We start from the raw sequence: 18,052 nt of genomic DNA on the forward strand, positions 1-18,052 counted from the left end.
GTTGTATTAGTCCGGTTTCTTGATTGTGAAGGGTGCGTAAATTATGATGTAGAGGAAGTGAGCAAACGAATATAAAGGAGGCTTTATCGCAATGATTAACTTTCCTGTCCCCGACGTGGCTCAATTTTTCCAAACCAGTGTTATTCGCTATTTTACGGTTACCAAGGATGAATCCAGGCTATTGTTTAACAGCAACTTGAACGGTCAGCCGAACCTGTGGGCCATGGACCTGCCTGGCGGCTTTCCTTATCCGCTTACATACGAGAATCAGTCAGGAAGCTTTATTAAGACAGACCCGAACGGCGAGTTTATATTAGCTGATTTTGACAAAGACGGTGATGAGAATCTGCATCTGTATCTGCTGAAGCCGAGCGGCGGCAAGCCGGTTAAGATTGTGCCCGGTGAAGCAGACGATAAGTTCTATTTCGTGAAGCTGTCGAAGGATGGGAAAAGAATATACTATGACACCTCCAAGGATAATCCGGTGTATCTGAATTCCAGATGCCTTGACCTTGAATCCGGGCAGGACGAGCTGCTTCATGAAGGAGCAGATCGGCCGACTTATCTTGCGGCGATCAGCCCGGATGAGAAGCGAAGAGCCTATCTCAAGATGTTCTCGAATACACATCAGTCCTTGCTCATTCAATCGAATGGGGAGACTGAGGTAAAGTACGTATTCCCTGAAGATGAGGTGCAAGTCATTAGAAGTGTTACTTTTATCGATGACGATACGCTGCTGTTTGTGACCAACCAAGGGAAGGAATTCTCTTATGCAGCTGAATACAACATCTCAAGGGGTGAAGTGAGAACGGTCCAAACCTTTGATCAGGAAGAGGTTGGAGCCATCGAGTGGCACAAAGAGTCTCAGACTTTGTATATGGTTACGAGTGTGGGAATTGAGAACCGAATGTATGCTGTCCCATATGGTGAGGAAGGGTATACGTCAGTTCCTCTGCCTGTTGATTTCGTGGAGCAGATATCGGTGGCTGAATCGGGAAATGTATACATTCTTGGCCGCGGGGCAGTGAAGCCCTTCAACATTTACCGCCATGTGAATGGGGAGTGGGAGCAGCTCACGAATAACGTCGTCGTGGGGCTGACGGAAGAGGATTTGTGTTACCCGGATGTCGTTAGTTATACCTCCTTCGACGGAATGGAGATTGAGGCCTTGCTGTTTAAGGCGAAGCCTGAAACGGCTAACGGTTATACGGTCTTCTGGCCGCACGGGGGACCGCAGGCTTCAGAAGGCAAGTTTTTTAGACCGATGTTCCAGTTCCTCCTGGCCCGGGGGTATAACATCTTCGCGCCTAACTTCCGCGGAAGTGCAGGATATGGTGCGACCTTCATCAAGCTGGTGGAAGGGGACTGGGGTGAAGGTCCTCGATTGGACTGCGTAGCAGGTATCGAATGGCTGTTTGAGCAGGGTATAAGCTCACCAGATCGTCTATTTATCGTGGGAGGCAGCTATGGCGGCTATATGACGCTGCTGCTTGCCGGACGTCATCCCGAGCTGTTCCGCGCAGCAGTAGACATCTTCGGACCGTCCAATCTGTTTACCTTCATCGAATCGGTTCCAGATTCCTGGAAGCCGATGATGGAGCAGTGGCTGGGAGATCCGGTGAAAGACCGTGAACGACTGATCAAGGATTCACCGATTACTTACCTGAAGCAAATGGTGAAGCCGATGCTCGTCATCCAGGGAGCGAATGATCCGCGCGTAGTACAGGCTGAATCAGATCAGATTGTTGCGGCGCTGAAGGAGCAGGGGACAGAGGTCGAATATATTGTTCTGGAAGATGAGGGCCATGGCTTCTCTCGTAAGGCGAACGAAATTCTTGTATATACAGCGATGGCCGACTTCCTCGACAAGCATCAAGCAAGTGTAGAGGTTCATGCCTGATATTCCGATTCAACTAACTGCACCCAAAAAAGCGATCTTCCCGCCGAGACGGAAGATCGCTTTTTGATATCGTTAATAGTTTATCCGTTAAATGATTTATCGCTTGAAAGGAGACAGATGATCTTACAGATCGTCAAATCCGTTATCATCACCAACTTTACCGTAGTTACGGGATTTGGCTTCGAAGAAGTCCGTCTTCGTTGCATTCAACGCCTCATCAGAGAACGGTTTAATCCAAGGCATACTGTTGACGTCAACGCCCTCGTACGCTTTGTCCATACCCATCAGGCGAAGACGCTTGTTCGCTGTGAACTTGATGTAGTCCTCAAGCTCAGGAAGATTGATGCCGCGTACTTTTTGCAGTGTGTAGTGTGCCCAGTTCGTTTCGAGCTCTACTGCACGGTTAATCGTACGATAGACATAGTCCATGTTCTCTTTTGTATTCAGCTCTGGATAGTCAGCCAGCAGCTGCTTGTAAACTTCAGCGAAGAAATAGCAATGCTGGTTCTCATCCCGCTGAATGTAAGAGATCATCTGTGCCGTTCCCATCATCTTCTGATCCCGTGCCAGATTGTAGAAGAAAGCAAACGTGCTATAGAAGAAAATACCTTCGAGAATCATATCGGCAACAAGCGCCTCAAAGAACGTCTGCGGCGTAGCTTCGTCACGGAAGTTCTGATAAATATCCGCTATGAATCGATTCCGTTCCAGCAGGACGGGGTCATGCTTCCAGTACTCGAAGATTTCCTTCTGCTCATCCCAGGATACGAGGGAAGAGAGCACATAAGAATAAGACTGATTATGCACGACTTCCTGCTGGGCAATAATAGCAGAGATCGCCTCAAGCGAGGAATCGGTCAAGTATTCTCTAACGTCCCCGACGAACATGGTCTGCATGGAATCGAGCACCGCCAGCAGGCCGATGTTGATCTTGAACGTGCGCTGTTCTTCGGCATCCAGATGCGGGAACTGCTGAGCATCCTTGGACATTGGAATTTCGTCTGCGATCCAGTAATTCAGCAGCAGCACTTTGTAGAGTTTATACATATGAGGCATGCGAATGTCGTTCCAGTTCAGAATCCCGGAGTTCTCGCCGTTGATGATACGGGTGGATTTATTCGGTGCCTCAGTGTTGAAGATCTTTTGCTCATTCATTCGGGTGTTGCCTCCTTAAGATTCACATGATTCACATTCGTTCTCAATCGTAAGCGCACGGCTGCGTACGTAGTAAGTGGACTTGATGCCCGCCTTCCAAGCATGCAGGTGAAGATCAAGGAAATCTTTTGCACGGATATCAGGGCGCACGTACAAGTTAAAGCTCTGTGCCTGGTCAATGTGACGCTGACGCGCAGCAGCCATATCAATGGAAGCGTGCTGATCGATATTAAATGCAGTCTTGTAATACCAAATCGTCTTCTCGGACAGATCCGGTGCTGGATTCGCAATCTTGTAAGTTGTCTTCTCTTCATAAGACAGTAGCTCATACAGCGGGTCAATACTTGCTGTGGAACCGGCAATGATCGAAGTCGATGCGTTTGGTGCGATCGCCATCATCCATCCGTTGCGTACACCATGTTCACTTACTTCTGCTGCAAGCTCATTCCACTGTGCTGTGCTGACAAATTTGCCTTCACGGCTTCCGTCCGTGTAGCCGCGGGATGCGAAGTAGTTACCGTTCTCCCAATCAGATCCCGCAAATTTAGGGAATCTTCCTTTTTCTTTTGCCAGCTCCATACTGGATTTAATGGCAATATAGCTGATCTTCTCATACAGGTTGTCATTGTAGGTTACTGCTTCTTCGGATTCCCAGCGAATACCTTCAAGCGCAAGCAGGTGATGAAGACCGAAGGTACCAAGACCGACAGCACGGTACTGGCTGTTCGTATATTGTGCTTGAAGAACTTCAATATTATTAATGTCAATGACATTATCGAGCATACGCATTTGAATCGGAACCAGACGATCCAGAACACCATGTGGTACAGCGCGTGCAAGATGGATCGAGTTCAGGTTGCAGACAACGAAATCGCCCGGCTTCTTGGTAATGATGATGCGGGTCTCGCCGTCCTTGGTCACAAGCTCTTCCTGCTCAATCGTTGTAGCAGACTGATTCTGCATAATTTCTGTACACAGGTTGGAAGAGTAGATCATTCCTTTGTGACGATTCGGGTTCGCACGGTTTACCGTATCACGGTAGAACATGTACGGTGTGCCTGTTTCCAGTTGTGATTTCATGACACGCTTCATGATATCAATCGCTTGCACCGTGATGCGGGACAGGTCCGGATGATTGGTCGCTTCCTCGTATCTTTCACGGAAAGTGCCTTTGCCGAATTCTTCATCATAGAAGTCTTCAAGACCCAGAGCACGGCCATTCTCATCCTTCCAGCCCATCACTCTCTTCACTTCATGCGGATCGAACAGATTCCATTCGCCGCGGCTCTCTACACGCTCAAGGAACAAGTCCGGCAGGCAGATGCCGTGGAAAATGTCATGGGCACGCATGCGCTCGTCACCATTGTTCAGCTTAAGATCCAGGAATGCCAGGATGTCTTTATGGAAAACATCAAGGTATACCGCAATCGCACCTTTACGCGTACCAAGCTGATCTACGCTGACGGCTGTGTTGTTCAGCTGGCGAATCCAAGGGATAACGCCGGAGCTTGTGTTCTTATGTCCACGGATATCGGAGCCTCTGGAACGTACTTTTCCGAGATATACGCCGATGCCGCCGCCCATTTTGCTGAGACGCGCTACATCCGTATTGGAATCAAAGATCCCTTCAAGCGAGTCGTCAACCGTATCAATGAAGCAGCTGGACAGCTGGCCGGCTACCTTCTTACCTGCATTGGACATCGTTGGGGTAGCTGCTGTCATATAGAGATTACTCATCGCCCAGTAAGCTTCCTTAACGAGCTCAAGTCGTCTGTCTTCTGGCTCTTTGTGCATGAGGTACATCGCGATAACCATGTAGCGCTCCTGCGGAAGCTCCATAACTCTGCCGTCAAAGTCGTTCGCAAGATAACGCTCTGCCAGCGTCAAGAGACCGATGTAATCAAACAGTAGGTCATTTTTGGCTTCAATGGTGGCGCCTAGTTCTTCAATTTGTTCTTTTGTATAGCAATCGAGCAGCTCTTCGCGATAGATGCCTTTTTTCACAAGTGTTGTGATCAGTGGATAGAATGCACCGTACGGCTCTTCCGGATATGCTTTATAACGGCGGTTGTTAGCCGCTTTTTTATATAGAGAAGTGAGCAGTGAACGAGCTGCTGCATATTTCCAGTTCGGCTCCTCTTTGGTTACCAGCTCAAGAGCTGACATGGAGAAGGCATTGCTGATTTCTTCACTGGATACTTCGTCACGGCGCAGTTTTGAGGTTACACCACGTACGAGTTTTTCTTTATCAAGCATAGGCAGATCAGCAAGAATACGGTCTGCGTATACGGAAATACGGATCTCGTCAAAGGCAAGCTGACGATTGTTTGGTTTATTAACCACTTGTGGCATGAAGAGCCCTCGCTTTCTTATGATAGTGATAAATGGAGTAAAGCATTAAAAAAGTAAGATCATCCTGCTGTGAATTTCGCTGCATCTACATCGTGAATTTTCGGGCTAGAGAATCGTACTTGAAGTCATCGTACATAGAAAAAGCATTTTCCGGCTTTCTCGCGGCCAGATAAATGCCATTTGCGTCCCCGCTTGCTGGTATGGTTATACTGTCCGCAGGGGAAACGCGAGTTAAGGTGTAAATATAGGATTATTGGATAGCCCATATGTACCTGCTCAGTTCGTTGTCCCGTAACATGAAGCTCTTAAATCTCTAGAATTGCCTATTGTGGAGTAGCATAAATTTCTACTAAAAAAAGCTTGACAGTTATAGAGATTCGTACAATGGTCGATTCCGGTTCAACACTACATTTGGTTGATGTATTACAAGATTACCCCAATATGTTGTGCTTGTAAACACCACCTTGATGTTGAAACGCATTTGCGATTATAGCAAATATCCCAACATACCGCAAAGGAAAAGGGTTGGAAGAAGTAGTAGAATCTCTTAAATATTTTTTTTCTGTGAACAAGGATCATGCTACAATGGGTATATCGTCAACAAAAGTCAGAATGTTGAATCATGCGAAGAGCCCACAAAGGGTAAATTATCAATAATTGGAATTATGACTAACTTGGAGGGGATATAAATGGCTATAGCTGAGGTGACTATTATTCCGATTGGGACAGGGAGCACAAGTCTGAGTCCTTATGTGGCCGAGCTGCAGCGTACGCTGGCTAAGCAGCCTGGAATCCAATACGAGCTTACATCCATGAGCACCATTATCGAAGGTGAACTGGACGATATATTTTCAGCCATTCGGGCATTGCACGAGACCCCATTCGGTGCAGGCGCACAGCGGGTCTCTACCTCGGTTAAGATTGATGACCGCCGTGACAAGCTGTCCTCCAGTGCCCAGAAGCTGGCTTCAGTCAGAGAGAAGCTGTAGATTTTGATGTCTTCTCATCATTCATTTCCGCGCCCTGCCCGACTCGATTACATCTACATGTAGTATATATAATGACCAGACTGTCTAAATGTTCCGTCTTGCCTTGAAGTTCTCGAATAGATGCAGAGAGGATGAAGGGGAAATGCCGCAGGATAAGCCCAATATTATCTTTTTCATGACAGATCAGCAGCGCTGGGATTGCATAGGTAAATTTAACGAGCATATACACACGCCTAATTTAGATCGTTTGGCTGCCGAGGGCATCACATACAGTCAGGCCGTTTGCCAGTCTCCGATGTGCGTACCCAGCCGGACCTCCATGATGTTCGGATATTATCCTTCTCAGACAGGGGTCAGAACCAATTACGGCGGCATTTATGATGAGGACAGGCTGCCCTCTGATCCGCTTCCCGAATTGATGCGCAAGGCAGGATATCAGACAGCTGGATTCGGGAAAACGCACTGGAATCACAGCGAGCGGACGGAGATTCCTTCTGCCCGCGGGTTTGAGGCGAGGGCCGTAGGACTTGCGCGGGACAGCGGACATTACGAGGAGAATGCAATCATGATGGGCGACACCCATCCCGATTATCTTGAAGCTTACACCAGTGAAACGGCTCACTTTGGCAGTGGTGAGGAGAATGTTCACGGTTATATAGGCATGACCAGCCGGGTACCAATGGAGCAGCATCGTGACGGATGGGTCGCCGAGCAAAGTCTCAAGTTCCTGGATGAAGGTGTAGATCCGGATCGTCCGCTTTTTTTCTATCTGTCGTTTCTTAAACCCCATGCCGGCTTAAATGTTCCTAAGGCATTCGAGGATTTGTACTCTATTGCCGATATCCCGGATATTCCGCAGCCCCCATGGCTCGACGAAGAGAATACTCACCTTGCAGCATCAGATGAACTTAACAGCCGAAGCAGGGAGTCCTATCTGGACAAGAAAAAGGTATTCCTTGCGATGAGCGAAGAGGAGCGCAGACGTACAACACTCCGGTATTTTGCCAATTGTTCCTGGCTCGATCATTACTTTGGCTTGGCGCTTGAGAAGCTTGAACGGCTGGGAAGGCTGGAGGATGCGCTGATCGTCTTTGTTTCGGATCACGGAGAAATGCTCGGTGAACGGCAATTCCGGTTCTCTAAATATAATTTGTATGATGCAAGTGTCCGGGTGCCATTGATCTTATCGGGCTCGTGGATTGCTGAAGCGCGGCGGGGTACCATCGATGACCGTCCGGCAGAGCTTGTCGATCTCGTTCCTACGCTAAGCGTTGCTGCTGGATTGCCGCGCAATCCCATGCTGCCGGGATTTGATCTGCTGGGAGACTTGAGGCGGCAAGGGACATTCTGTGAATTCCACGGAAAAGGAGTCAGCGCACCGCATTCCGCACCGGCCTATATGTGGCGGACGAAGGAGTGGAAGCTGATCTTGTATATTGAGGGATCGGTGCGGGATGCTGCCTCAAGAGTACAGCACACCAAGGGAGAGCTGTATGACCTTGCGGCTGATCCTGGTGAGTGGGTTAACCTGTATGAAGCGGAGGAGCATGCGGGAATTCGGGAAACGCTAAAGACAGCGCTGCTGATGCATCTTGCTGTTGCATGGTCTAAGGGACCCGTGCTGTACGATAAGGGCGGCTTGTCACCGCTTGCGTAAGCGCTGTGGATGTCCTTGTATTATGCCAACCTATTATTGCAGATAGATTCACATAAAGAAGCGAACGCTGTAATAGCGCTCGCTTCTTTGGTCGTTTAGAGCTATATAGGTGCTTGTATGTCAATATCTTGATGTAAAATTTTGTGCAGTGGGTGCAGATCGAACTTTAGAAGTGAGCAGCAACGATGGTAGAGGAGTGTTTAATATCATGTATGTTAGCTGATATCCGTCCTTGGTCACAGATAATGACCAGGTTCTCTGAATCAGGGCTGATTTCGATTTCACCGAAGTAGGATGTGCCGTTATGCATCACTAAGCATACGCTGTATCCTTTATCTTCTGCATATTTCAGTGTGTCAAGCATGAGAATCCCTCCATTCCAAAAATATTACATACTCTATGTATCGACTAGATGGTCGCAAATGATAATAATGGAACAAAAAAACAGTTAAGTAATTTGATTATACTTAATTTTAAGATAAAAAAACATCCTCTTTTTTCCACGAAGAGCTGCTTATTTCAGTTATATACAAAAATGCGGGATAAGCTCTGGCCAGATCGAATGAACTATAAAAAAATCAGCCGAAAACCTTCCCGCTATTCTTCTTATCGTGAAACGACTGCCCATATCAATTGATGAGGGATCGCATAAGCTACTCTAGGTAATGTGAATTTTCTGCATCAAGTAATAACCTCTGTTACGTTCGGCAGGTATAGATCTTTCATCGCTATATATAGTCCGATGCCTGCAGCAATGAATGCAAGGATAGCAGCGATCAGGGCTAAGTATTCGATCTTATTTTCTGCAGCTTCTTCCGCAGTGTTGCCATTACTGTTTCTATTCTTGCTTGATATGCTGCTTTTTTTCATCCGCGTCACCCTCTTTGCTCAAGATGCCTCCGTTCTTTCTTCTAGTTTATGAATGCTCATAGGAAGGCGTTCTAAAAAAGGGTGCTTTCCCAAGTGATATTTACCCGAAAGGAGAGAAGCCCGTGAATAAACAGCAAACCGGTATAAGAAGGAAAGTGTCAAAGGCTCCGATCAGGAAAAGGACAAAGAAGTCAGCAAAGCGTGAAGCTGCCTCTAATGCTTTTTCTCTATTGTCATCGAAGCTCCTGGAGAACTTATCCCCGGAGCAGTTCTTGGCTCTATGCAGTACCTTAATTGAGATGAAGGATGGGGTTGTCGACATATTTAAAGAGGTGAAGCCTGAGAAGAAGCAGAAAATGCACGGTCTGATCGTGCAGTTCCTTGATCAATCCGACCAGCTCAATCTGCCGAAGAAATATAAGGCTGCATTGGGTGAGCTTGGGCAGAGATTGAAGCAGATGAATCTGGATCAAATGGCCCCAGCGGGAGTGAATCAAACTGTGCAAGCCTTACCGAATCCTCAGGGATCATCGCAGGGATTACCGAACAAGCCGCAGGTTCAGCAGGCACCACATCAATACCCGCACCATCCGCCAGGTCCGAATAGCCCTCATCCTCAGGGAAGACCTCAACAACAACCGCTTCTGCATCATCCCAATGGACCACATCTCCAAGGAGTCCCTCACCATCTACATCATCCGTCCCATCCCCATGGACCACACCCGCAAGCTTCATCTCCCCACTTATTCCACCCTGGTCGTCCCCATCCTGATCACCGTTCACCATCGCATTCTGATTCAACGACAGCACGAAATTAAATAAAAGGGCAAAAAGCCCGGTCGAAACAGAGCCGAGCAACATATGGTATGAGTGTAGTAAACAGAAAGGAGGAGTTACAATGAGCGAAGTAGGATACGGATACGGCGGCCAAGTAGGCGGATTCGGCGGTTACGATGGAGGTAAATCCCTCGGTGCAATCTTGGTATTGTTTATTCTCTTGGTTATTATCGTTAAAGCTTTCTGCTGGTAATGATTTGACCATGATATAAACTTAAGGTCTGCCTGCTTATTTGGGCAGGCCTGAAGTTTTGGCAGAGAGTACACGATGTAATCGTACTGCCCTGAATAAGTATACATAGTCGTCTCCATAAGCAGAGAGCCGTGCTCGTGACCATGTGAATTCAATCAGTATATGCTGTATGCCATAGAATGTTGGACAGCCCCCGTGCGATGTATGCTCGGGGGCTTAATGTTTGTGCTCCCAAGGTCGCCCTCGTCTAAATGATCAAAAGCGGCTTGGTTAAGCAATATAAATTTAACCTATATTCTAATGCTGCACTTCGTAGTAGCGTAGAAACTACTGCTGCATTGTATTCCTCTACTTACATTTCACACAACAAAAGCCCTGCCTCTCTTTTGTCCTTACGGCTCCGATGACCGCGCCAGTTTGAATGAAAATCATAAAATCTCGTGTTTGGGTTATAACGCGATTACTCCATGGGGTTAAATGAAGAGTTATCTTAATCCGGATCATATGCATTATTCTTATGTCAGCCGCGAATAAATGCATGACCTTCAAAGAGGAATGTAATGGGGTTAAATATTCATAATACTACCTAGTATATCATAGATGACAGCAATTTACAAATAAAGAACTCCTTCAGGGAAAACAGGAAAAAGCTTATTCTCGAAATTGGGACTTCTGGGCTATAATAGAACTTGAGAATAAGCTTCTAGGGAAAGCGAGGTTGTATTCATCTTGCCACGGTATCAAGCGCTGCGCAAAAGATTGGCTGTTAACTACATCGCTAGCTGGGCTGCAACTGCTGTACTGGCGCTTCTGTCTATACGATCTTTAACGCTTCATCTGCATGCGGCAGAGTCCCGCTATTTGGCATGGATCTTGACTGCCGCATTACTTCTTTCACTGTTGATTGGAATATACCTTATCTTCAGGCAGGTTAGACCGTATAGAGATATACAGCTTCAAGTGGAGACCGGCACAGGTCTTCAGCAAGCGTATGATTTTCTCCACACCTTGCCGACTTATGCCTTCTGTCGGATACTGTACCCTCATTATATTTGCTTGTCTTTACCTGTCGTGCTGCTGAGCACGATCCTGAGGCGATTAGATCTTCTCCATCTATCATTTATACATACTTTATATATTGTAATAAGCCTTTTTTTCGCTGCTCACCTGCATGCCATCATTGACTTTATTATGACAACGAGAGCGATTAGACCTTACATAACAGCTGTTAAAAATAAAGCGAAGGCAATCGGAGCCCTGCTGACTTATACAGGGAAACAGTTCGTTTCTCTTGGTTCCACAACAGGGATGAGGACGACCTTTATTATCATCATGTATCCTTTGCTGCTCATATTCTTTATAACTGAAGTTCAACAATTTTATTTTTCTGAAATTGTCATGAGGGAGTATGCCGGCGGACTTGGCGTATGGCTTCTGCTGCTTGGCATCGGTTTCTCTATGTTTGCAGCAGCTTGTCTTATAAAACGAGATACGCTGGAGGCTGTAGAACAGGACTCGCAAACAAAAGATGGACAGATCGAACCAAGCACCTGTCATTCGGCATTCTACTCTATGACAGAAGGGTTTAATCGATTAAGTCTAGAGCTGAAAGAGAGAGACGAGCTGGTGAAGCAGCTGCAGGACAGCTATTTTTGTACACTATCGGCAGCGCTGGACGCCAGAGATCCATATACTGCGGGTCATTCTATGCGGGTGGCAGAATACTCGGTCATGATTGGCCGCAAGCTGGGGCTTGCAGAGGAAGAGCTTGATACCCTCTACAAAACTGCGCTTATTCACGACATCGGAAAAGTAGGCATCCCCGATATGGTGCTCCTGAAGGAAGGTAAGCTCAGTGAAGAGGAGTATCTGACAATTCAGCGTCATCCAGTGCTTGGCGAATCTATATTGCAGCATGTACAGCCGGCGCAGTCGATTAAGCCGTTCCTGTCCGGGGTGCGTTCCCATCATGAGCGTTATGATGGTAAGGGATATCCGGATCAGCTGGCTGGAGAGCGGATTCCGCTATTTGGCAGAATTATCGCAGTGGCGGACGCCTTCGACGCCATGACCTCAGACCGGCCTTACCGCAAAGGGATGAAGGATGAGGAGGCCATCTCTATACTGGAGCAGGGCCGAGGGACACAGTGGGACCCGATCATTGCAGGTATATTTGTAGACCAGTACCGGTGCAGACCATCCTGCTGTTAAGAACTTCATCTCCTACTTTGTCGATTCAACGACCCCGATTTGGGTTAAGAATATAACACGCTGGTGACATACTTTCTAGTCTCTAGGAACTTGGGATCACCATACAGACAAGGAGATGAGAAGAATGGATAACAACGTATTTAAAGGTAAATGGAATCAAGTGAAGGGCGAAGCCAAGAAGCAATGGGGTAAGCTGACAGATGATGATCTGGATGTCATCGATGGTGAGAAGGACAAGCTGGTCGGCAAGCTTCAGGAGCGATATGGTCACTCCCGCGACGAAGCCGAGAAGGAATATGATAACTGGAGCAGAACGTACCGTTAATTTAGTTTGAACTCATGCTCGGGTCCAGCCTCAGCTAAAGCTAAGGGCATGTAACTATGAGATATTCAGTTCATTCTATATAGAAGCTTTAATGCATCAATTTCATAACGATGAATCCAAATTTAGAGAGCACAGATCCCATAGAGGATTTGTGCTCTCTTTGCATGGTATGATAGGGAAAAGTGAGTTTTTCAGGAGGTCTAGCTAGTGGGACGAAAAGGATTAGTCATTGGGGCTACTGGATTGGTTGGCAAGCAGCTCGTATCACAGCTGCTCGCACATGATGAATATGAACAGGTTACCGCGCTCGTGAGACAGGAGCTTCCGATATCCCACCCTAAACTGTCTCAAGTGATTGTGAACTGGGACGAGCTTGAAAGGCATGAGGAGGCCTTCATTGGAGCAGACGAATTGTTCTGCTGTATGGGCACGACCATCAAGAAGGCAGGATCGCAGGCGGCGTTCCGCAAAGTTGATCTGGAGTACCCCGTTACTGCAGCCAGACTCGCGTTGTCTCATGGGGCGAAGCAGATGATCGCTGTGACCTCCATGGGGGCCGACAGTACCTCACGCATCTTCTACCTCCGAACGAAGGGAGAGTTTGAGGACGATATCGCGAGACTTGGCTATCGCGGTGTTCATTTTCTTAGACCATCCTTGCTGCTTGGCGACAGAGAAGAGAAGCGCATAGGGGAGAAGATGAGTGAATGGATGTTGACACTAGCCGATCCGCTTCTTCGTAAAGGAAAAGGCCGGGAGTACCGGGCGATGCCGGTTACTCATGTTGCGAAGGCGATGATTATAGCAGCACTAAGGGATCAGAGCGGAGTCTATCGCCATTCGAACAAAGACATTTGGAAGCTGGCCGAACAACATCAATAGACAAGCCTGCTTCCTTTGACTACAATGACTATAGCAAAGCTTGGATAAACAAAATAAGAGGAGGAGATACATATGAGTAAGAACACGATTTCCACAGAGAATGCACCTGGAGCCATTGGACCTTATAGCCAGGCCGTCGAAGCGGGAGGCTTTATCTTTACTTCCGGACAGCTCGGCATTAATCCGCAGACTGGGGAATTTGGTGATACCGTTGAGGAGCAGGCTCGTCTCTCCCTTGAGAATGTGAAGGCCATTCTTGAAGCAGCAGGCTCAAGTTTGGACCAAGTGGTGAAGACGACGGTATTCCTGAAGGACATGAATGATTTTGCTCGTGTCAATGAGGTGTACAGCTCGTTCTTCAACCAGCCTTATCCTGCACGCAGTGCAGTTGAGGTCGCACGCCTGCCGAAGGATGCACTGGTCGAAATCGAGACGATTACGCTTAAGAAATAATAAGAGCTACGACACGAGAGCTTGATTCATACAAGAGCTACGACGTAAGAGCTGACAGAACTATCGTAGAAGAAAAAAAGAGAAGGACCGCCTCCCCTGATTTGACAGGGCAGACGGTCCTTCTCTTTTTATATGCAGCACTACTGTCTTCGTTTGGAGAAGAACAGCCAGATCGAGTAGATCAGCAGCAAGGCTGCAATTCCAGCAGCCGTATAGGCTACTGAGCTGATATCCCATTGCTTAACACTAATCGCAATATATGCCCATACGAAGACAAGCGGCAGTATCGCATCATGATAGGAGAAGCTGACCGCCAGGGCTACAATGCCTCCAATCAACAGGAGAAGGATCGCCCAGGTCTCATCCCCAAGGCCGAATCCATCCCATCCCAGCTTGCTAAGCCAAACCGTCACATTGATAATCGATGCCACACTGACCCAACCGAGATAGATCCGGAAGGGGAGCTGAATGAACCATTTTTCACCTGTGGTTAGATTTTGAAGTGCCATGACACGCACATACATTTGGCTCAAAGAGAACAGCAGAATAAAGATGACGAGTACGGACCAGCCGAACCAGAGATTTTGCCAGAGGACAATCCAGCCTGCATTCGCCAGACAGCTGATGAAGAACCAGAATTTAAGGACTGCCGCCGTATTGCGCTGCTTCTGGGACGGCAGGAACTGCAGAATGATAAAACCGGCTAGTAAGGCATAAATGACAGACCAGATGGCAAAGGCATATCCGGCGGGTGTAATCAGTACAGGATATAGAGCAGACACCTCCGAAGTGGTTCTACCGCCGATCGGCAGCAGGTTGGCCAGCACGTTCATGACGATCACAAGTACAAATCCGATGACGTTAAGCCATTTATAAGGGTTCCCGTTAGTGGTGCGCAGCATAAAATTCCTCCTCGCAATTATAATATTTGACTCTATGGTTAATTAAGTACTCCTGTATATCCTTACCCAATAAATTCACGTTCAAAATAAGTGTATGCAAAAGAGCAGACAAGTAATGATATGCATCAAAAGTTTTATTTTTCCGTAATGTTCATTCATTTCCATTCATATGGGTTAAAGATAGTTAGAGATACAATATTGCTACTTGAAAGGGGGCTTGGCCAGCGTGATTAGCAAAAGGTCTTCACAGTGGCTGCAGCAGCTTATCTTTGTCGGTCCTTCACTTATCTTTTTCCTTCTCATTATTGTGGCTCCTTTTCTGTTGGGGATGTACTATTCCTTCACAAACTGGAATGGGGCAGCCAGCGAGCCGGAGTGGGCTGGACTAACCAATTTCGTAAAGATTTTTACGGATGACCCCGCCTTTCTCAAATCCTTCACGTTTACAGCGTGGTTTACACTTGCCGGTGTGCTGCTGACGAACGTGCTTGGTTTCTTTCTTGCTTATTTTCTAACTAGACCGCTCAAGACGAAAAATGTCCTGCGCACGATCTTCTTTATGCCGAATGTCATCGGCGGTCTGCTGCTCGGTTTTATCTGGCAGTTCATTTTTGTCCGTGGCTTCGCATCCGTAGGGGAAGCGACAGGGCTTGGCTTCTTTAATCTTCCTTGGCTTGGAGATGAGCCGACAGCCTTCTGGGCGATTGTGATCGTCTTTGTGTGGCAGACGGCCGGATATCTGATGGTAATCTACATATCTTCACTGAATAACATTCCCCATGAAGTCATTGAAGCGGCTCAAATCGACGGCGCGAGCAAGGGACAGATTCTGAAGAGCATCATCGTACCGCTGATTATGCCGGGGGTAACTGTATGTTTGTTCCTCGCTATCTCCTGGTCCTTCAAAATGTTTGATCTCAACCTGTCACTTACGAAGGGTGGACCTTTCCGTTCGACCGAATCGGTGGCGCTGAATATATACAACGAGGCGTTTGTGAACGGCAGGTACGGACTGGGTACGGCTAAAGCTCTGATCTTCTTCATTATCGTAGCCATTATTACGTTCATTCAGGTTCGAGTGACGAAGAGCAAGGAGGTTGAAGCCTAAGATGGAATCTACAAAAAGCTATCGAGTTGGCACGTTCATAACGGAGATTATGATGATTCTGCTGGCTCTTATCTTTCTTGTTCCTTTCTATTTTCTGTTCGTGAATTCGGTCAAAACGTTTGGCGATCTGCTGACCAATGCAGCCGCCTGGCCGCAGGCGTTCGAGTGGAGCAACTATCAACGAGCATGGGAGATTACTCATTTTCCCAAGGTGCTTACGAACTCCTTAATTGTAACCGTTATCAGTAATCTGCTGCTTGTGCTGATCAGCTCGATGACCGCCTACCGGATGGTTCGGCACAACACCAAATTTAATCGTTTACTGTTTGCGCTGTTCGTTGCGGCGATGGTTATTCCGTTCCAATCCATTATGATTCCGCTTGTTAAAGTGACGAGTACGGTAGGTCTGATGAACAGTCATTGGGGACTTATTATCTGTTACCTCGGCTTCGGGGTTCCAATGTCGGTGTTTCTCTTCCACGGATTTGTGAAGTCCGTGCCTGTCGAGATCGAGGAAGCAGCAAGAGTGGATGGCAGCAATGCCTACGGCGTATTTTTCCGAATTGTATATCCGCTCATGCGACCGATGTATGTCACGATTATCATCTTGAACACACTGTGGATCTGGAATGATTACTTGCTGCCATCCATTGTGCTGCAGGATGCTGAGCTGCATACAATTCCGATCGCAACCTATGCCTTCTTCGGTCAATACACCAAGCAGTGGGATCTGGCGCTGCCAGCACTGGTACTAGGGATCACACCGGTCATCCTGTTCTTCCTGCTGATGCAGAAGCACATCATTCAGGGGATTACAGCAGGCTCGGTCAAAGGTTAAGCATCGATTCCGTGAATCAATCACGTTAATTCATATGAGGAGGAATTCGTCTTGAAGAGAAAAGGGTTGTTCTTGTTTACGCTGGTATGGGTATGTGCTGTCGTTCTATCCGGCTGTGGCGGAGGGTCAGGCAGCGGCACTGAGGATGGAAAGACGACGATTAAGATTTTTCAATACAAGGTGGAAATTGCGGAGGCCTTCGATCGGCTTATTGCGGAGTATGAGGCGGAGCATCCGGATATCAATATCGAAATTGAGACGGTCGGCGGCGGCAGTGACTATAGTGCAGCGCTGAAGACCAAGTTCGCAGGTACAGAGCATCCGGATATCTTCAACGTTGCCGGTTACCGTGAGCTGGACACATGGATTGATTCTCTTGAGGATCTGTCGAATGAGCCGTGGGTAGATGATATCATCGAAGTCGCCAAAGAGCCGATGACGAAGGATGGCAAGCTGTACGGTCAGCCGCTTGGGCTTGAAGGATATGGATTTATTTATAACAAGGACTTGTTCGAGCAGGCTGGCATCACCGAGCTTCCGAAGACACTGACAGAGCTTGAAGCCGTGGCACAGCAGCTGCAGGATGCCGGCATCGTGCCATTCTCGAATGGTTATCAGGAGTGGTGGGTGCTCGGGAATCACAATGCCAACGTTCCCTTTGCGCATCAGCCGGATCCGGTTGCCTTTATTGATGGTCTGAATGCGGGAACAGAGACGATTCCGGGCAATGCTATTTTTGAAGACTGGGTTAATCTGCTCGATCTGACCCTTGCCTATGGGAATAAGAACCCGCTGACGACAGACTATAATACGCAGGTCACTCTCTTTGCTACGGGTGAGGCTGCAATGATGCAGCAGGGGAACTGGACACAAGTGCAGATCGATGGAATCAACCCGGATCTGAACCTCGGCATTCTGCCAATGCCAATCGGCGAAGATGCTGAGGTGTATGATAAGCTTTTTGTCGGCGTACCGAACAACTATGTGATTAACAAGAACTCTGAGGTGAAGGAAGAGGCGAAGGACTTCTTGGAATGGCTCGTAACCTCGGAGACAGGTAAGCGGTACATGACTGAGGAATTCAAGTTTATTCCGGCCTTTAAGAGCGTGACGGCTGACGGTGAGGTGCTCGGAGATCTGGCGGCAGAAATTATAAATTACAGTGATCAGGATAAGTTGCTGAGCTGGAACTTCAACCGTTTTCCGGAAGGTGTGCCGCAGGAGTATGGTGCTGTGATGCAGGCCTACATTGCAAATCCGGACCCGGCGAAGCTGCTGGAGGATATGCAGAAGAGCTGGGACAGCCTTAAGGAGTAGATGAAGTAAGCGTATGGATACCATAGATATAGAGAAAACGTAAGAGATGGCTTAGAGACGGCT

General features: G+C 47.6%; 17 protein-coding genes. 11 read left to right on the forward strand and 6 right to left on the reverse strand.

Translation table 11 applies throughout. From position 1 onward, the window contains the following. Positions 1-91: 91 nt before the first annotated feature. The gene (locus ACFSVM_RS15240; protein WP_379263170.1) at positions 92-1,900 is read left to right on the forward strand and encodes a S9 family peptidase; all 1,809 of its coding nucleotides are present in this window, start codon (positions 92-94) and stop codon (positions 1,898-1,900) included. A gap of 123 nt (positions 1,901-2,023) precedes the next feature. Here ACFSVM_RS15240 and ACFSVM_RS15245 read toward each other — a convergent pair whose 3' ends face one another. Further along, positions 2,024-3,055, reverse strand: coding sequence for a ribonucleotide-diphosphate reductase subunit beta (locus tag ACFSVM_RS15245; RefSeq protein WP_076314804.1), 1,032 nt, complete (start codon positions 3,053-3,055; stop codon positions 2,024-2,026). A 15-nt stretch (positions 3,056-3,070) separates the two neighbouring features. After that, entirely contained in the window at positions 3,071-5,407 is a 2,337-nt protein-coding gene (locus ACFSVM_RS15250) for a ribonucleoside-diphosphate reductase subunit alpha (RefSeq protein ID WP_379263172.1), read from the reverse strand. Positions 5,408-6,096: 689 nt separating this feature from the next. Here ACFSVM_RS15250 and ACFSVM_RS15255 point away from each other — a divergent pair. After that, positions 6,097-6,396, forward strand: coding sequence for an MTH1187 family thiamine-binding protein (locus tag ACFSVM_RS15255; protein WP_379263174.1), 300 nt, complete (start codon positions 6,097-6,099; stop codon positions 6,394-6,396). A 142-nt stretch (positions 6,397-6,538) separates the two neighbouring features. Next, positions 6,539-8,053, forward strand: coding sequence for a sulfatase family protein (locus ACFSVM_RS15260; RefSeq protein WP_379263176.1), 1,515 nt, complete (start codon positions 6,539-6,541; stop codon positions 8,051-8,053). Positions 8,054-8,219: 166 nt separating this feature from the next. Here the strand turns inward: ACFSVM_RS15260 and ACFSVM_RS15265 are convergent, their stop codons facing one another. The 3 genes from ACFSVM_RS15265 to ACFSVM_RS15275 all read right to left on the reverse strand — a co-directional run bounded on the left by ACFSVM_RS15265 (position 8,220) and on the right by ACFSVM_RS15275 (position 9,724). Beyond that, entirely contained in the window at positions 8,220-8,417 is a 198-nt protein-coding gene (locus tag ACFSVM_RS15265) for a hypothetical protein (protein WP_047911460.1), read from the reverse strand. A 317-nt stretch (positions 8,418-8,734) separates the two neighbouring features. Further along, on the reverse strand, positions 8,735-8,923 hold the full coding sequence (locus ACFSVM_RS15270; protein ID WP_076314800.1) for a hypothetical protein: 189 nt from the start codon (positions 8,921-8,923) through the stop codon (positions 8,735-8,737). Between the two features lie 399 nt (positions 8,924-9,322). Beyond that, on the reverse strand, positions 9,323-9,724 hold the full coding sequence (locus ACFSVM_RS15275; protein ID WP_379263178.1) for a hypothetical protein: 402 nt from the start codon (positions 9,722-9,724) through the stop codon (positions 9,323-9,325). Between the two features lie 97 nt (positions 9,725-9,821). Between ACFSVM_RS15275 and ACFSVM_RS15280 the strand changes: the two genes are divergently transcribed. From ACFSVM_RS15280 to ACFSVM_RS15300, 5 genes are all read left to right on the forward strand, one after another. Beyond that, on the forward strand, positions 9,822-9,953 hold the full coding sequence (locus ACFSVM_RS15280) for a YjcZ family sporulation protein (RefSeq protein WP_218145894.1): 132 nt from the start codon (positions 9,822-9,824) through the stop codon (positions 9,951-9,953). A 729-nt stretch (positions 9,954-10,682) separates the two neighbouring features. Then, the gene (locus ACFSVM_RS15285) at positions 10,683-12,164 is read left to right on the forward strand and encodes an HD-GYP domain-containing protein (RefSeq protein ID WP_379263180.1); all 1,482 of its coding nucleotides are present in this window, start codon (positions 10,683-10,685) and stop codon (positions 12,162-12,164) included. A gap of 124 nt (positions 12,165-12,288) precedes the next feature. Continuing rightward, positions 12,289-12,489, forward strand: a complete 201-nt coding sequence (locus tag ACFSVM_RS15290) for a CsbD family protein (RefSeq protein WP_047911464.1) — start codon at positions 12,289-12,291, stop codon at positions 12,487-12,489. 207 nt (positions 12,490-12,696) lie between these two features. Continuing rightward, positions 12,697-13,371, forward strand: coding sequence for an oxidoreductase (locus ACFSVM_RS15295; protein ID WP_076314797.1), 675 nt, complete (start codon positions 12,697-12,699; stop codon positions 13,369-13,371). Positions 13,372-13,443: 72 nt separating this feature from the next. Beyond that, positions 13,444-13,824 (forward strand): RidA family protein, encoded by a 381-nt coding sequence (locus tag ACFSVM_RS15300; RefSeq protein ID WP_090725719.1) that lies wholly within the window; start codon positions 13,444-13,446, stop codon positions 13,822-13,824. 140 nt (positions 13,825-13,964) lie between these two features. Here ACFSVM_RS15300 and ACFSVM_RS15305 read toward each other — a convergent pair whose 3' ends face one another. Further along, positions 13,965-14,726, reverse strand: a complete 762-nt coding sequence (locus tag ACFSVM_RS15305) for a tryptophan-rich sensory protein (protein ID WP_379263183.1) — start codon at positions 14,724-14,726, stop codon at positions 13,965-13,967. 226 nt (positions 14,727-14,952) lie between these two features. Here ACFSVM_RS15305 and ACFSVM_RS15310 point away from each other — a divergent pair, with 226 nt between their 5' ends. From ACFSVM_RS15310 to ACFSVM_RS15320, 3 genes are read left to right on the forward strand one after another with little or no spacing between them, the layout of a single operon-like run. Further along, on the forward strand, positions 14,953-15,834 hold the full coding sequence (locus tag ACFSVM_RS15310; protein ID WP_090725717.1) for a carbohydrate ABC transporter permease: 882 nt from the start codon (positions 14,953-14,955) through the stop codon (positions 15,832-15,834). A gap of 1 nt (position 15,835) precedes the next feature. Further along, on the forward strand, positions 15,836-16,672 hold the full coding sequence (locus ACFSVM_RS15315) for a carbohydrate ABC transporter permease (RefSeq protein ID WP_076314794.1): 837 nt from the start codon (positions 15,836-15,838) through the stop codon (positions 16,670-16,672). A gap of 51 nt (positions 16,673-16,723) precedes the next feature. After that, positions 16,724-17,989: an ABC transporter substrate-binding protein gene (locus ACFSVM_RS15320; RefSeq protein WP_090725713.1), complete on the forward strand. Its 1,266-nt coding sequence runs from the start codon at positions 16,724-16,726 to the stop codon at positions 17,987-17,989. Positions 17,990-18,052 lie beyond the last annotated feature (63 nt).

The sequence above is a fragment of the Paenibacillus shunpengii genome (assembly GCF_042684905.1).
Lineage (GTDB): Bacteria > Bacillota > Bacilli > Paenibacillales > Paenibacillaceae > Paenibacillus > Paenibacillus shunpengii.

Bases quoted from the DNA above. Each gene is read 5' to 3' on its own strand.
- ACFSVM_RS15240 (WP_379263170.1), top strand. From the start codon at position 92: ATGATTAACTTTCCTGTCCCCGACGTGGCTCAATTTTTCCAAACCAGT.
- ACFSVM_RS15245 (WP_076314804.1), bottom strand. From the start codon at position 3,055: ATGAATGAGCAAAAGATCTTCAACACTGAGGCACCGAATAAATCCACC.
- ACFSVM_RS15250 (WP_379263172.1), bottom strand. From the start codon at position 5,407: ATGCCACAAGTGGTTAATAAACCAAACAATCGTCAGCTTGCCTTTGAC.
- ACFSVM_RS15255 (WP_379263174.1), top strand. From the start codon at position 6,097: ATGGCTATAGCTGAGGTGACTATTATTCCGATTGGGACAGGGAGCACA.
- ACFSVM_RS15260 (WP_379263176.1), top strand. From the start codon at position 6,539: ATGCCGCAGGATAAGCCCAATATTATCTTTTTCATGACAGATCAGCAG.
- ACFSVM_RS15265 (WP_047911460.1), bottom strand. From the start codon at position 8,417: ATGCTTGACACACTGAAATATGCAGAAGATAAAGGATACAGCGTATGC.
- ACFSVM_RS15270 (WP_076314800.1), bottom strand. From the start codon at position 8,923: ATGAAAAAAAGCAGCATATCAAGCAAGAATAGAAACAGTAATGGCAAC.
- ACFSVM_RS15280 (WP_218145894.1), top strand. From the start codon at position 9,822: ATGAGCGAAGTAGGATACGGATACGGCGGCCAAGTAGGCGGATTCGGC.
- ACFSVM_RS15290 (WP_047911464.1), top strand. From the start codon at position 12,289: ATGGATAACAACGTATTTAAAGGTAAATGGAATCAAGTGAAGGGCGAA.
- ACFSVM_RS15300 (WP_090725719.1), top strand. From the start codon at position 13,444: ATGAGTAAGAACACGATTTCCACAGAGAATGCACCTGGAGCCATTGGA.
- ACFSVM_RS15305 (WP_379263183.1), bottom strand. From the start codon at position 14,726: ATGCTGCGCACCACTAACGGGAACCCTTATAAATGGCTTAACGTCATC.
- ACFSVM_RS15315 (WP_076314794.1), top strand. From the start codon at position 15,836: ATGGAATCTACAAAAAGCTATCGAGTTGGCACGTTCATAACGGAGATT.